This is a genomic window from Micromonospora sp. CNZ322 (assembly GCF_007827755.1).
The window spans coordinates 29,832-44,685 of the sequence record NZ_VITD01000024.1 but is presented as its reverse complement, the minus strand read 5'-3'; the positions used below and the strand labels follow the sequence as shown (position 1 = coordinate 44,685).

The window sequence follows — 14,854 nt, the reverse complement described above, 5'->3', positions numbered from 1 at the left end:
CGACACGCCGGGCCGGTGCCGAACCCCCTGCTGGTCGGTGGCGTACAGTCGGCATCGGCGCGGACCTCCTGGAGCGACACGACCGGGGTGCGCAGCGGCGCCGCGAAGGACGTCGGACGGCTCCGACGCCGGGTGGGTCGTCGGGAGGGGGCAACGAGCACATGGCTGGCAACGGTGACCGTGCCGAGACCTGGACGTCGGAGCTCCGCGAGCAGCAGGCGACGCTCGGCGCGGACCTGGGTCCTGCGGACCCGGCTGCCTACACGATGCGCAAGCCCATTCCCGAGCCGATGCCCACCGACCGGCACGGCCCCGCGCGCATCATCGCGATGGCCAACCAGAAGGGTGGCGTCGGCAAGACCACGACCACCATCAACCTGGGCGCCGCCCTCGCCGAGTACGGCCGCAAGGTGCTGCTCGTCGACTTCGACCCCCAGGGCGCCCTCTCGGTGGGCCTGGGCGTCAACCCGCACAACCTCGACCTGTCCATCTACAACCTGCTCATGCAGGACGACATCATCGCCGAGGACGTCGTCATCAAGACCGACGTGGCGGGCCTGCACCTGCTGCCGGCCAACATCGACCTCTCCGCCGCCGAGATCCAGCTCGTCAACGAGGTCGCCCGGGAGATGGCCCTGGCCCGGGTCCTGCGCACGGTCCGCAAGGAGTACGACTACATCCTGATCGACTGCCAGCCGTCACTCGGCCTGCTGGCGATCAACGCGTTGACCGTCGCGCACGGCGTGCTCATCCCGTTGGAGTGCGAGTTCTTCAGCCTGCGCGGTGTGGCACTGCTGCTGGACACGATCGACAAGGTGCGCGAGCGACTCAACTTCGACCTGGAGCTCGAAGGCATCCTCGCCACCATGTACGACAGCCGCACCACGCACTGCCGCCAGGTCCTGCAGCGGGTGGTGGAGGCGTTCGGCGACAAGGTCTACCAGACGGTCATCACCAAGACGGTGAAGTTCCCGGAGTCCACCGTGGCCGGTGCCCCCATCACGACGATGGACCCGGCCTCCTCCGGGGCACGTAACTACCGTCAGCTGGCCCGCGAGGTGATCGCCGCCCAGTCGGAGCGGTAGCCGGAACGCCCGGTGCCCGCCTCGTGGACTACGGTCGTCCGGTGACCGCGCCACCCCTCGACCCGCCCGAGACCGCTGCTGCGGCCGTGGTCGACGGTGTGCAGCCCGCCGGGTTCACGGTTCGGCTGGCCAACTTCACCGGCCCGTTCGACCTGCTGCTGCAACTGATCGGCAAGCACAAACTCGACGTCACCGAGGTGGCCCTGCACACGGTCACCGACGAGTTCATCGCCTACATCAGGGCGATGGGCGACAACTGGGACCTGGACGAGGCCAGCGAGTTCCTGCTGATCGCCGCGACCCTGCTCGATCTGAAGGCGGCCCGGCTGCTGCCCGCCGCTGAGGTGGAGGACGAAGCCGACCTCGCCCTGTTGGAGGCCCGGGACCTGCTCTTTGCCCGGCTGTTGCAGTACAAGGCGTACAAGGAGGCGGCGGCGCACATCGCCGAGCTGGAGGCCGTCGGCGGCCGACGCTATCCGCGGGCCGTCAGCCTGGAGCCCCGCTACGCCGAGGCGCTGCCCGACCTGGTGCTCGGCATCGGCCCCCAGCGGCTGCTGAAGCTGGCCGTGAAGGCGATGACCCCGAAGCCGGTGCCGGAGGTCTCCATCGCCCACGTGCACATGGTCCGGGTCAGTGTCCGCGAGCACGCGGCGATCCTCGCGGCCCGGCTGCGCCGGGCCGGCACTGCCACGTTCTCGCTGCTCTGCGCGGACTGCGAGGTCACCCTGGAGGTGGTGGCCCGGTTCCTCGCGCTGCTGGAGCTGTACCGGGAGGGCCTGGTGTCGTTTGTGCAGGAGCAGGCCCTGGAGGAGCTGACAGTGCGCTGGACCGGCCCGACCGACGGCGACACTGAGCTGCACGTCGACGAGTACGCCGGCACCCCGGCCGAGCCGGAGTCGCCGGAGCTTGAACTGGCTGGGTCTGTGCCTGAGCTGGCGGGGACTGAGCTTGAGCCGGTGGGGTCTGAGCTTGAGCCGGCGGGGGCAGAACCTGCGGGGTCTGGGCCTGAGCTGGCGGGGCCTGAGCCGGCGGGGGCTGTCCCTGTGCCGACGGCTGAGGCCGGCGGGCCGGACGGGACGGGAACGACGGAGGGTGCGCGGGATGAGTGACGAGCAACGTCGGGACTCGCTGGCCGACCAGGCCGCCGCCTGGGTTCCCCCGTGGGACCGCCCCCGCCCGCCCGCCGCCGACACCCCCACCCCGCCGGACGACTCCGCCGCACCACCGGACACCGAAGAGCTGGCCGAGCCGACCACCGATCGGGCCGCGTTGGACGAGGCGTCGCCCGAAGCGCCGGCACGCCGACCGGAACCCGACGCCGCCGCCGATTCCGCCGAGTCGGACGTGGCCGCGTCGGGCTCCGCGCAGGTTGACCCGGATGGGCCGAGCCCGGTCGACGTGGGCCCGGGTGGATCGGGCCCTGTTGAGGCTTCGGGTTGGGCAGGCCCTGTCGGGGGTGGGCCCGATCCCCTTGAGGTGGCCTCGGACGAGGCGGGCCCGGGTGAGCCAGATCCCGTTGAGGCGGCTGCGGACGAGGTGGGCTCGGCGGGACCGGACCTCGGTGCGGTGACGCAGGCCACGGCGGGGGAGTCGGGTGGCGCTGGGGACGTACCCCGGCGGCAGCTGGCAGGGCGGCGGCGGGCGACGGTCGCCCCGGAGCCCGCGCCCGAGCTGTCCGACGCCGAGCTGCGCGGCGCGTTGGAAGCGATCCTGCTGGTCGTCGACGAGCCGGTCAGCGAGCTGGTGCTGGCCCAGGTGCTGGAGCAGCCCGCCGAACGGGTCGGGCCGATGCTCGACCAGATCGCCGCCGGTTACACGGCGGCCGGGCACGGGTTCGAGCTGCGCCGGGCGGCCGGCGGGTGGCGGCTGTACACCCGCCCGGAATACGCTACGTACGTTGAGCGGTTCGTGTTGGACGGGCAGTCCGTGCGGCTGACCCAGGCGGCGCTGGAGACGCTCGCCGTGGTCGCCTACAAGCAGCCGGTGACCCGTTCACGAATCTCAGCCATCCGGGGTGTGAACTGCGACGGGGTCATCCGTACGCTGGTCACCCGCGGCCTCATCGAGGAGTGCGGCACCGAAACGGACAGCGGGGCGTTCCTCTACCGGACCACCACGTTGTTCCTGGAGAAGCTCGGGCTGAACACCGTCGACGAGCTGCCGCCCCTCGCACCCTTCCTGCCCGACGACGTAGAAGAGCTTGCTGATGCGACCCGATAACCGTTCCCCGAAACCCGACGCGCCCGTCTACGAGGGGGCTGAGCGCCTGCAGAAGGTGCTCGCCGCCGCCGGCGTGGGTTCCCGGCGTGCCTGCGAAGACCTGATCTTCCGCCGCCGGGTCACGGTGGACGGGCGGGTCGCCAAGCTCGGCGACAAGGTCGACCCGGCCACCTCCGTGATCCACGTGGACGGGGAGCGCCTCCAGGTCGACATTCGCCTGGTCTACGTGGCGATGAACAAGCCGCGTGGGGTGGTTACCACCATGGCGGACGAAAAGGGACGCAACGAGCTGGCCGACTTCATCGGCGCCCGGCTGGAGCAGCGGGTCTACCACGTCGGGCGGCTCGACGCGGACAGCGAGGGCCTGCTGCTGCTCACCAACGACGGCACCCTCGCGCACAAGCTCATGCACCCCTCGTACCAGGTGCTGAAGACCTACCTCGCCGAGGTGGTCGGGCCGATCCCGCGCAACCTGAGCAAGCGGCTGCTGGCCGGTGTCGAGCTGGAGGACGGGCCAGTCAAGGTCGACTCGTTCAAGGTGGTGGACACTCTCGGCAAATCCGCCCAGGTGGAGCTGAGCCTGCACGAGGGCCGCAAGCACATCGTCCGGCGGCTGATGGATGAGGTCGGTCACCCGGTCACCCGGCTGGTGCGTACCTCGATCGGGCCGATCCGCCTCGGTGACCTGCGGACCGGGCGTATCCGGCGGTTGACCAACGCCGAGGTCGCCGCCCTGTTCAACGTGGTGGGTGACTGACCCCCGAGTTCGGGGTACGGCAGCCGGTAGGCTCCACCGATGGCCGGGACGCGGTCGCCCGGGTGGTGGCGTGGGTCGCCTCCGGCGGCGTCGCGCGCGGGTTCGTTAACGCACCCGGGCATGATTGATGACGATTGACAACCGCTTGCGGCGCCAGATCACCGGGCGATCCGTGAGGTACGGGCTGAGGAGGACACGGTGGAGGAAAACGTACGGACCGGGCGATGTGTGGTCGCTGTGGACGGGCCGTCCGGTTCGGGTAAGTCCACCGTGTCGCGGCGGCTCGCCGCGAGCATCGGTGCGCGCTACCTGGACACCGGGGCGATGTACCGGGCGATCACGTGGGCCGTGCTGCGCTCCGGCGTGGATCTCACCGACACCGCGTCGGTGGCCAAGGTCGCCGGCGAGGTCAACCTGCGCATCGGCACCCACCCGCAGGGGTACGCCGTGACCATCGACGGGGTAGGCGTGGACGCCGACATCCGGGGCGCCGAGGTGACCGGCGCGGTTTCCGCCGTCGCCGCCGTGCCGGCTGTCCGTGAGCTGCTCGTCGCCCGGCAGCGCGAGATGATCGCCAACGCTGGTCGGATGGTGGTCGAGGGTCGCGACATCGGCTCGGTCGTGGCGCCGGACGCCGACCTGAAGGTCTTCCTGACCGCTTCCGAGGCGGCCCGTGCCGCCCGGCGCAGCGCCGAGGACGCCGCCGACGTGGCGGCCACGGCCGCGGATCTGGCCCGGCGGGACCGTCTCGACTCGACCCGCAAGGTCAACCCGCTGGCCCAGGCGCCCGACGCGGTGGTGCTGGACACCACCGAGCTGGGCATCGACGAGGTCGTGGCGCGGATGCGCGACCTGCTCACCGAGCGAGGTGTGGCATGAGTAGCGATGGTGGTGGCTGGGTCGAGCTGCGTGAGCCCGACGTCGCCGTCGAGGAACCGACCGGCCCGCAGCCGGTGGTGGCCGTGGTCGGCCGCCCCAACGTGGGCAAGTCGACGCTGGTCAACCGGATCATCGGCCGCCGGCAGGCGGTCGTCGAGGACGTCCCTGGCGTGACCCGCGACCGGGTCCCGTACGACGCGCAGTGGAACGGCCGGGCGTTCACAGTGGTGGACACCGGCGGTTGGGAACCGGACGCGAAGGACCGGGCCGCGGCCATCGCGGCGCAGGCCGAGACGGCGGTCGTCACCGCCGACGTGGTGCTCTTCGTGGTCGACGCGATGGTGGGCTCCACCGACGTGGACGAGGCCGCGGTGAAGATGCTGCGGCGCAGCGCCAAGCCGGTGATCCTGGTGGCCAACAAGGCCGACAACAACTCCATCGAGATGGAGGCCACCTCGCTGTGGTCACTCGGCCTCGGTGAGCCGTTCCCGGTGTCCGCGCTGCACGGACGCGGCTCCGGCGACCTGCTGGACGCCATCCTCGCCGCGCTGCCGGAGGCACCGGCGATCGTGGAGAACCGCCCGCGCGGACCGCGCCGGGTGGCGCTGGTCGGCCGGCCGAACGTCGGCAAGTCCAGCCTGCTCAACCGGTTCTCCGGCGAGGAGCGGGCGGTCGTCGACTCGGTGGCGGGCACCACTGTGGACCCGGTGGACAGCCTGGTCGAGATCGGTGGTCAGACCTGGCAGCTGGTCGACACGGCCGGGCTGCGCAAGCGGGTCGGCAAGGCCAGCGGCACCGAGTACTACGCGAGCCTGCGTACCGCCGGCGCGATCGAGGCCGCCGAGGTGGCCGTGGTGCTGCTGGACTCCAGCGAACCGATCAGCGAGCAGGACCAGCGGATCCTGTCGATGGTGACCGAGTCGGGTCGGGCGTTGGTCATCGCGTTCAACAAGTGGGACATGGTCGACGCCGACCGCCGGTACTACCTGGACAAGGAGATCGACCGGGAGCTGCGCCGCATCCCCTGGGCGATCCGGCTGAACCTGTCGGCGATGACCGGCCGTGCCGTGGACAAGCTGGCCCCGGCCCTGAACAAGGCGCTGGCCAGCTGGGAAACCCGTGTGCCGACCGCGCACCTCAACCAGTGGCTGACCGCGCTGGTGCAGGCGACCCCGCACCCGGTGCGTGGTGGGCGCGCGCCGCGGATCCTGTTCGCGACGCAGGCCGGTGTGGCACCGCCACGGTTCGTGCTCTTCACCACCGGCCCGCTCGACGCCGGCTACCAGCGCTTCGTCGAGCGCAAGCTCCGCGAGGAATTCGGGTACGAGGGCAGCCCGATCGAGATCTCGGTCCGCCCGCGCAAGAAGCTCGGCCCCGGCGGCCGAGGCAAGGCGCACGGCTGACGCGGTCCAGTTCTGCCGAAATGCCGGATGGGCACCTGTGCCCATCCGGCATTTCCCTATCCGACGCCACCCTCCTAGGACGCTTTACGGGTTGTGCGGTGGCTCCGTGTGGGGTGGTTCGGTTGCGTCGCGACGCCGGTGGGGTCTGTGCGGACGACTCGGAGCTGCTGCGCTAAGCTGTACCGGCTGCCGCGGGGGAAACCCACGCGGGGGCGGGACGTGGCGCAGCTTGGTAGCGCACTTGACTGGGGGTCAAGGGGTCGTCGGTTCGAATCCGGCCGTCCCGACAGCGAGAGGGTTTCCACAGGTCAGAGCCTGTGGGAACCCTCTTTTTTGTGTTCACGGTGGTTCGTCGAGGTCGAGTACGCCGCTTTTCGACCCCTTGACTCGACGGGTGACCGACATGGCTCTACTGGACCTGACCAAGCTCACGACCGACCTGTCCTCGACGTGGGCGGGGTACCTGCGGGACTGGGACCGGACGCTGCGGGCGGGCAACTATCCGGAGACGACCCGGTACAACTACCTGCTCGCCGCGGCGCAGTTGGCTCGCTACCTGGCGGAGCATTCGCCCGACCCCGATGCCGCCGACGCCGCGGAGGACCCCACCGAGGTGACCCGGGGGCATGCGGAGGCGTTTCAGGCGTGGATGATCGAGACCCGGTCCGCGTCGACCGCGTTGAACAAGCTCAAAGGTCTGCAGCAGTTCTTCAAGTGGCTGTTGGTCGAGGAGGACATCGACCGCTCTCCAATGGATCGGGTCCGGCAGCCCAAGACGCCCCAGAAGCTGATCCCGATCATCCGGGACGAGGACACGAAGAAGCTCCTCGACGCCTGTAAGGGCAAGACCTTTCCGCACCTGCGCGACGAGGCGATCATTCGCCTGTACTACAACACCGGAGCGAGGCTGTCGGAGGTCGGCAACCTCCTGCTCGATGACGTCGACCTGAACACGGAGTCGGTGCACTACCACGGCAAGGGTGCCAAGGACCGCCGGGTGCGATTCGGGCCGAAGACAGCACGGGCCATCAGCCGCTACCTGCGCGCGCGGCAGGCACAAGGGTTCGAAACTGCCGGATCTGTGGCTCGCCGACCGTGGCGGCCGGAGGTTGGCGGCCAACGCATCAAGATTCGTCTGAAGCGGTTCGGCCTCGCCGCTGGTGTGGCGAACGTGCACGCCCACCGCTGGCGGCACAACTTCGCCCACGAGCGGAAGCGTGCCGGCGGGAACACGGGCGACCTGATGCTGCTGTTGGGCTGGACCTCCGAGGACATGCCCCGGCACTACGGCGCGAGCGCGGCGGCCGAACGGGCCCAGGAGATCCAGGTGCAACTGGGCATCGGGGATGGGGTGTAGACGCGGGCATCACGGTCGGTTGATCCGAGTACCGACTTGGCCGACCGCGTTGCCCGCGTCGTCGATCGGCGAGCCCGAGTCGAGTCAGGCTGGGTTCGGCATGCAGACTCCGTACGACTTGTCGTACAGAGCTGCATCGGATTAGCCGACCTCCCGCTGATCAGCGGACCGACATTCGTGACACCTATAGGGTCGGTCGACGTTCTGCTTGGTGACGCTGCGTAACGGTGGCCGACCAGCGGCGCGCGGTTCGGCGTTCGGATCTGCCGAAGAGAGTGCGTTATCCCGGCCAATTCGCGCAACAATAGTGGTCAGTTCACGCGGAAAGGTCGGGATCTCCGCCGAGAATTTGCAGGGCCTCTGCCAAGGCCACATCGACGATTGGCGGAAAGGACAAGGGAGTGGGCGATCCGGCGTCGTTTGCTCGAACCGCAATCCTAGGTTTCCTGATGCTGGCCCGTTGCCGTGGGAGAACGAGATATGCCGGCCACGGCATCATAGGTGGACGCAGCAGCATGTCCCAGCAATTGCGCACTATCGCTTGGTTCACAAGGGCGGTCTGCTCAATGGTCAAGTCAGTCGGTGTGGCGGCCAGCGGCTGGATGGGGGTGATTGTGAGCAACCGCGAGGGCGTGATAGGGACGTGCACTTCGTGTAGATCCGGGAGGAGTGCCGGGCTAGAGAAGTCGAGTTCACCGGTTGCGCTGACCGTGACCACGGGAGCGTCACCTGTAACCAGCACCGGATCCGGCGAGGAGGTCAGCAGCCAGTGCATGTTGAGCAGGAGGCGCTTGATCCTGTCTGCCTCCCGAACCATGGTCCGGAGCATCGACGGAGTGTCAGTCCTGCGCATGACCTCCGGGGTGCGCTTCGCAATGTCGTGATGCATGGCAGTGAGATCCCCCCTCGTCTTCACTGCGGGATCCATCTCGATGGCACGTTGAAGCACCATGCTCGCGAAGATCAACGGGCCCATGTGGGAGTTCACGTCTTGCATCGTGCGGCGGACAGCCACCGTGCGGACCATCTGGGTCGCGACGAAAGTGGCAAGCGTGGCCCGGTCTGGGCCCGGAGGTGGAAGGACTCCGTCTCGAAGTGCGTACATGACGTCCCCGACTGGACTCTCGATCGAGCGCGAGAACCATTCCTCTAGGGAATCATCAGGTTGACCGAGTTCGCCGACATCGTAGAAATCTACTTCGACGGTTGCCTTTTTGATAGGCATACGCTCTTCCGTGCCGTTTCGATGCCGCGCCAGCAGAATGTCTTTGTCGAGCTTCTTTCTTCCGCAAAAGCCACGCAGATATAGCTTCGGCACGGTGTGGTGGTCGCGGCTAATCTGCTCAGGCATTCCCCAATTATGGCAGACGTCTTCGAGTCACGGCGGCTTGCCGCCTCTGTGGGTGAACGAGTCCGTGAGCTCTCTCTCATGCCGCTGTCATCGCACGTCGTTCCGGTGCCGAGGTCACTGTCCGTCTACGTCTTAAACGCGGCGCCCTGCCGGGCAAGCCGACGCGATTGTGAGGCTGCCGGGGGTGGAGAGCGGTCTGTCCCGGGTGGGTCCGTATCAGTTGGACAGCAACCCGTTCACATCAGCGGTGAGGAAGCCCCAGCTGAGGGCCAGATCATTGAGGCTGTCGACCACCAGGCGCTGGCGGGCTGCGCGGTCCGGCTCGAACGGACCGACAATGCGTAGGCCTGTCTGCGTCCGGGAAACATCGTGTGGGCCGTCGCCGAGCGGGGTGAGATCGAGGACGTCCGGGAGATTCAGCTGGCGGGCGACGCCCTCGTCCCCGGCGTCGCGCGCGGCCATTCCGGCGTGGATGTAGAAGACGACGAACGGGGGCGCCGCGTACGGCAGCCTCATGAAGTCGGGCTCCAGCGCCTCGGGCAGCGAGACTATGGCCTCCCACATCGCGACCAGAGAGTCAACGAGGTCGACGATCGACAGGCGAGAACGCATCGCTTGCATACTGTCCGGGTTCAACGGACGGTGCAGCTTCGGGAGCAGTCGAAGATTAGTGCCCAGGTCAACGGTGGCCAGGACCGACGACGGAGAACGCCAATTGCCGGTTTGTAGCACCGAGTTCGCGGTCACCACCGGCGGGCCGTCAGGCGGGGTGATCTGTGCCCGGACGTGGGAACTGATGGCCGAGTGATTGCTGTCGGAGCCGCTGGCCAGGTTCCACGCCGGCGCAACGACTTCCTCTGTGTGGCGGTGCACGAGCCTGGACATGTGCGCGGCGAGGCCGGACTCAGTGAGCAGGTCGCGGTGCCTTTGCCGGACCGCGACCGGTAGCGACTGCGGCCTGTACTTCCAGCTTCGCCAAGTGACGTCGAGGACCGCACGCAGGTACAGCTCGGTGAGTTCGCCGGTCGCGAAGTTGTTGTGGTGCATCTCGAAGTCACGGCTGGTGTGCGGCCGCCACAGCAGCCGCCCGCCCGGCGACACCTGGGCCAGCCGGCCGGGTCCCCACCGGCCGCCCTCCAGTTCGACCGTCTGCGCGTCGGCGCGGATCAGCAGAGAGGTGGTGGCCGGGGCCGAGGGAAGGCCGACGTTGCTGATGGTCGTCTCCGTGTCGGCGACGTTGTCCGCCTCGCACAGGTCTTCCCAGATGTCGCCCGGAACAACCGCGCCCCCTCGGTCAGGCAACACGGTCATTACTGGGCCGGGCGCGCCGTCGCGGCCGGCGAGCGGTTGAATCAGGCCGGGGCCAACCGCGGCGACCGGCTGCGTCGGATACCCGAGGGCAGTCTGTCCGCCTCCGGCGGCGTACGCGGTGGTGAAGCTCCGGCGCTGACGTCCGGCGCCTTCGCCCACCTCGGGATGGGCAGGCCTCGGGAACGCGGGAACTGCGGCGGCGACGGCCTTGTTCAACGCGTCGATGATGTCCGCTCGTGGGCCGCCCACGGCGTTCCAGCCGGTCGAGAGCAGCCGCTGAAGACCATCATGAGACAGCCAATGGGTCGCGTCCGCTTCCCGGATCGGGACACCGACCGCCGTGGGCGTCTTCCTGCCGTCGGGTCCAGGGACGACGAACGGCTTGGCCGTTTCGGGTTGCGAGGGAATGTCGATGACCAGCACACCGCGCTCGTCATCGACGGGATAGAAGTCGACGCTGAGATCACGAACGAGAGGTCGAACGCGGTCGCGGACGAGTTTGCGATACCGATCGACATCGACCAGGCGCGCCGGGACGGGCTTCAGCTCATCGATGATCTCGCGACCGTTCTCGACCCGTGTGCCGAATCCGACGAGCAGCAGCCCGCCCCGGCTGTTCGCGAACGCGGCCACGTCCTTGATCAGCTCGCCGGCGCCGGCGGGATCGTCGAGCGGGTAGACGCCGGACTTCACGTCCAGGACTGCGGACTCCGGGCTTCCGACAAACCGGTCCCAGCTGCGGGACGCCACCCATTCTCGCGCGGTCGCCGCTGGGCTGCTGCTCATGTGACCAGTGTGATCGCACCGCGTGAACTTCGACGTTTCGGGGTCAGCGCGAGAGCATGGCCCTGCCCTCGCGTAGCGCATGAGGTCGGCCTGCGGGAAGCTACGTCCCCTCGTGCCGGTCTCTGCTCCAGCCAGGTAGCAGAGCGAAAAGGTGAGCATGCTTCGTGCTTAGGGCCGTTGGATCCCCCGGATGTCGAGTCCTCGGCCGTTGACCCGGAAATTGTGAGTGAGGTCCGTGATCGCTCTTCTACTATCGGCGGGCACGGCACCGGCGATGGGGGCGGGCATGGTTCAAGGCGACGACGCGATGCGACGGGCGTTGACGGCGCAGCAGGCCGACATCTATCGGCGTTTGACGCGTCTGGTCAGCGCTGGAGCGGCAGAGTTCTGGCGGGAAGCGTGCGACCAGATGACGGAGATGCCCGTGCGCCCGACGACAAGCCATATGGTCGGTCATGCCTTGCGGGAGGTCGACAGCGCGATCCGAGCCGTTCTGGAACAACGCGCCATGACGCAGGTCGACCAGGACGAGATCAAGAAAGCCAGCAAGGACAAGAGCAGCGGAAACCTGAAGATCTCGGCGATCTGCGACGACCTTCAGATTCCCGCGAGGCACCCGCTGAGGGCATTCTGGCTCGGCCAGAACCCGGAGATACCGATAGGTCTGCACCGACGCGCTCACCGCAACGGCCTTGACTACCCCCGCCCTGTGGATGCCGACTTCCGGGCCTTCTTCCTTCAGATGGAGGCCTTGTTCGACCTGATTCTCGAGCGCTTCGAGCGGCGCTATCGCGCGGTCTTCGACGACCTCGACCTTCTACTCGCCGAGCAGCACCCGACCGAAGACCACGCTGAGCGGCTCGCGCAGAACTTCCCTGCCAACGAGACGGCACGGCGATACTTTTTCACCCGCGCCCCGGCCGCGTGGCTCAGCATTCTGCGGGCGAAGGACTTCTTCCGCAACCCACCGCAGCCGGTCACCGATGCGGACGGCCAGGTTCTGGCCCTGAACCGATGGCCCGAGTCGGACTACCTGATTCGGATGGCATCCATCGATCCGGCTGCGACGACCGAGGCAGCGCTCGACGTCCCGCCGACGGACAACAGCTACGTGAGCTGGGACCTGGTCAACATCGGGCTGGCCCTGCCGCCCCCCTACGCCATGCAACTCGTGCCGACAATCGTCACGTCCGTGCCCGGCCCATACGGCGTGATCGCACCCGACCAGATCGGTGAACTCGCCCTGCACCTAGCCCGTGACGGCTACGCCGACGCCGCCGACCAACTTGTCCGTGGCGTCCTCAAAGACGTGCCCGGACGCGGGAAGGAACCTGTCCGCGTCTACGACTATGTCAGCGTGGTCCGTGGGGTACTGCCCGAAGTTGCGGCCCTGGTCGGGCTGCCCACTCTGGCGTTCGCCGTCGGACTGCTCGACACCGCGGTCACCACCTACGGCGACGACGGGGATGACCAGTCGCGAATCTGGCGGCCGTCGCTGTTGACCAACGAGAGCGAGCCGTACGGACCCGCTGCCCGCAATGCGCTCGTGGACGCCATTCTCTTGATAGCCAACACGCTGCTGACCTCCGGCACAGCGACCCTCGAACAAGTCCTCGGCCTGCTGGAGCAGCCCCGGGCACTAATCTTCCGCCGCATGGCGCTGCACCTGGTGCGTGAACATGGCCCCGGCGAGCGCGAGGCCGTCCGCCGGTACGTCTTCGGGCGGAGCCTGCTCGCGGACGACGGTGCCGCCTACGAGTTTCAGCTACTGCTCGCCGACGCTCACAGCTGGCTGGACGCGCACGAGGTGCAACAGCTCGCCAGCGACATCCTCGCCGGCCCGGACCTAGAAAGGTGGCGGGCCCGTTATACCCGAGCGGGTGATACTCCGGACGTCGAGGTCAGAGCCCACGAACACGCCGACCTGTGGATTCGTGATCGGCTGGCACCGCTTGCACCCGTCCTTGATGCCGCCGCCCGCGGCCGATATGAGCACCTGATCGCCGAGTATGGCCCAGCGCCCGACCTGGCGGTCGCGCCGCTGCGGATCACCTTCGGATGGAGCAGCGGGGATTCCCCGGTCGACGCGGCCACGCTGGAGCCGTTGTCGTCGACGGAGCTTGTCGGCTTCCTCGCGAGCTGGCAACCGCCGCAGGACTGGCGAGAATTCGATCGGACAGCCATCAACCCGGCCCTGAGCGCGTCCATCGCCGCGGCCGCCGAGCAGCGCTCGCAGGACGCCGCCGTGTTCATCGGCGTCGAGCCGGCTAGCGCCTCTGCGATCCTCGAAGGCTTCGCCGTAGCGGCTAAGGCTCGTCGAGCGCTTGACTGGCCCGCGCTGATCGGCCTTCTCACCTGGGTCGACGCCCAGGCCGTCGCGGAACTTTCCGTAGGCCATCTCGGCCGCGCCGACCGGCAGTGGCGGCTGGCACGCTACAACGTCCTGCATCTACTGTCGCTCGGGCTGGGATACGACGAGGGCGGCATCCCCGCCGAACGTGAGCCCGCGATCATGGCGATCGTTCGCTCCGCCGCCACCGATCCTGATCCCGATTCTCAGACCGAAGGGGAAGACTCGTCGGCCGCGCTCGACGCCGTACGTCCGGCGGCCCTGCACACCGCCCTGCGCCTCGGTGTGTGGAAGCGCCAAACCGACTCGAACGCCACGCCGAACGACGTCCTGGGCCTCGTCGAGCAGCACTGCGGCGCCACCGACGAGTCCGCTGTCGTTCAGGAGACGCTGGGCCGGGCGCTGCCGATGATGTACTACCTCGACGCTGGCTGGACCCGGGAGCACTTGGCAGACATCCTGCCCACCGTGTCCGGGCGGGAGAAGGCGTGGACGGCGGCGTGGCGCGGCTACATCGCCAGCCAGCCGCCACATAACGACCTGTGGGACATGCTCCTGCCCCACTACGACCGAGCCGTCGCCGAGCTTTCCCCACTCGGGGACGAGTGGGCTAACTTCCGGGCCAGCCAGCTCGCCGCCCACCTCGGGCAACGGTATTGGTTCGGGCGCATCGGCCTCGACGACGCCGACCAGCTCCTGCGCCGCTTCTACCGGCAGGCGCCCCCAAGCGCGGCGATGGTCATCGCCGAAAGCATCGGGAGGACGCTTGCCGCGGCCGTACCCCTGGATCCCGACCGCCGCGAACGCCTAATGACACTGTGGGAGTACCGGCTCTCTAGTGTCGACCCGGCCGCTGCTCCCGACGAGCTGGGAAGTTTCGACGCCTGGTACCTCAGCGACGCGTTCGACCAAGCCTGGGCGCTTGACCAGCTGCGCGCCGTGATGTCCAAGGACAAGAACGTCGACCCAAGCACCCGCGTGCTGCGCAAGATGGCTGACAACGCCGCGCAGCACGCCGTGGCATGCCTCGACGTCTTCGAGCAGTGGCTCGACAACGACCCGGACTACTGGGATTACGCCAGAAGCCTCGACGACATGACGGCCATTCTCCGGACCGCCGCCGGTGTCGGCCAACCGGAGCGCGTCCGGGTGGAGCATATCGTCAGCCGGTTCGCGGCCCGGGGCACCGTCCAGCTGCGGTCCGCGCTGTAACCCGACTTGGCTTAGTTCAAGCGGCGATGTGCTCCGACGCCACGCTATCGGCCGCTGAGGCATTGGTCGCGAAGAGCTCGTGAAGCATGCGGAGCCGCACGGGTATCCGAGCCGCATCCTCGGGGCGACCAAACCCATAGGGA

Annotated in this window: 10 protein-coding genes and 1 tRNA gene; 9 read left to right on the top strand and 2 right to left on the bottom strand. The window is 68.3% G+C overall.

Features of this window, described 5'->3' with window-relative positions; all coding sequences use genetic code 11:
* Positions 1–161 precede the first annotated feature (161 nt).
* The 8 genes from FB453_RS32935 (at position 162) to FB453_RS32900 (ending at position 7,701) form a co-directional block, all read left to right on the top strand.
* Positions 162–1,085, top strand: coding sequence for a ParA family protein (locus FB453_RS32935; protein ID WP_030487987.1), 924 nt, complete (start codon positions 162–164; stop codon positions 1,083–1,085).
* 41 nt (positions 1,086–1,126) lie between these two features.
* Positions 1,127–2,194 carry a segregation and condensation protein A gene (locus FB453_RS32930; protein WP_486480578.1) on the top strand — a complete coding sequence of 356 codons (1,068 nt, stop codon included), beginning with the start codon at positions 1,127–1,129 and terminating at the stop codon, positions 2,192–2,194.
* Positions 2,187–3,305, top strand: coding sequence for an SMC-Scp complex subunit ScpB (gene scpB, locus FB453_RS32925; protein WP_145796554.1), 1,119 nt, complete (start codon positions 2,187–2,189; stop codon positions 3,303–3,305). The genes FB453_RS32930 and scpB overlap by 8 nt, the downstream gene beginning before the upstream one ends.
* A complete protein-coding gene (locus FB453_RS32920; protein ID WP_112584277.1) occupies positions 3,292–4,062 on the top strand; it encodes a pseudouridine synthase in 771 nt (256 codons plus the stop codon). The genes scpB and FB453_RS32920 overlap by 14 nt, the downstream gene beginning before the upstream one ends.
* A gap of 198 nt (positions 4,063–4,260) precedes the next feature.
* Complete coding sequence (cmk, locus tag FB453_RS32915) at positions 4,261–4,941, top strand: (d)CMP kinase (protein ID WP_145796552.1); 681 nt, start codon at positions 4,261–4,263, stop codon at positions 4,939–4,941.
* A complete protein-coding gene (gene der, locus FB453_RS32910; protein ID WP_145796550.1) occupies positions 4,938–6,344 on the top strand; it encodes a ribosome biogenesis GTPase Der in 1,407 nt (468 codons plus the stop codon). The genes cmk and der overlap by 4 nt, the downstream gene beginning before the upstream one ends.
* A 213-nt stretch (positions 6,345–6,557) precedes the next feature.
* Positions 6,558–6,631 (top strand) — tRNA-Pro (locus FB453_RS32905).
* 116 nt (positions 6,632–6,747) lie between these two features.
* Positions 6,748–7,701 carry a tyrosine-type recombinase/integrase gene (locus FB453_RS32900; protein ID WP_145796548.1) on the top strand — a complete coding sequence of 318 codons (954 nt, stop codon included), beginning with the start codon at positions 6,748–6,750 and terminating at the stop codon, positions 7,699–7,701.
* A gap of 316 nt (positions 7,702–8,017) precedes the next feature.
* Here the strand turns inward: FB453_RS32900 and FB453_RS32895 are convergent, their stop codons facing one another.
* Together FB453_RS32895 and FB453_RS32890 are read right to left on the bottom strand one after the other, a co-directional pair.
* Positions 8,018–9,052 carry a DUF4238 domain-containing protein gene (locus tag FB453_RS32895; protein WP_145796545.1) on the bottom strand — a complete coding sequence of 345 codons (1,035 nt, stop codon included), beginning with the start codon at positions 9,050–9,052 and terminating at the stop codon, positions 8,018–8,020.
* Positions 9,053–9,268: 216 nt separating this feature from the next.
* Positions 9,269–11,149 carry an ATP-binding protein gene (locus tag FB453_RS32890; protein WP_145796543.1) on the bottom strand — a complete coding sequence of 627 codons (1,881 nt, stop codon included), beginning with the start codon at positions 11,147–11,149 and terminating at the stop codon, positions 9,269–9,271.
* 286 nt (positions 11,150–11,435) lie between these two features.
* Between FB453_RS32890 and FB453_RS32885 the strand changes: the two genes are divergently transcribed.
* Positions 11,436–14,711: a hypothetical protein gene (locus FB453_RS32885; RefSeq protein ID WP_145796540.1), complete on the top strand. Its 3,276-nt coding sequence runs from the start codon at positions 11,436–11,438 to the stop codon at positions 14,709–14,711.
* Positions 14,712–14,854 lie beyond the last annotated feature (143 nt).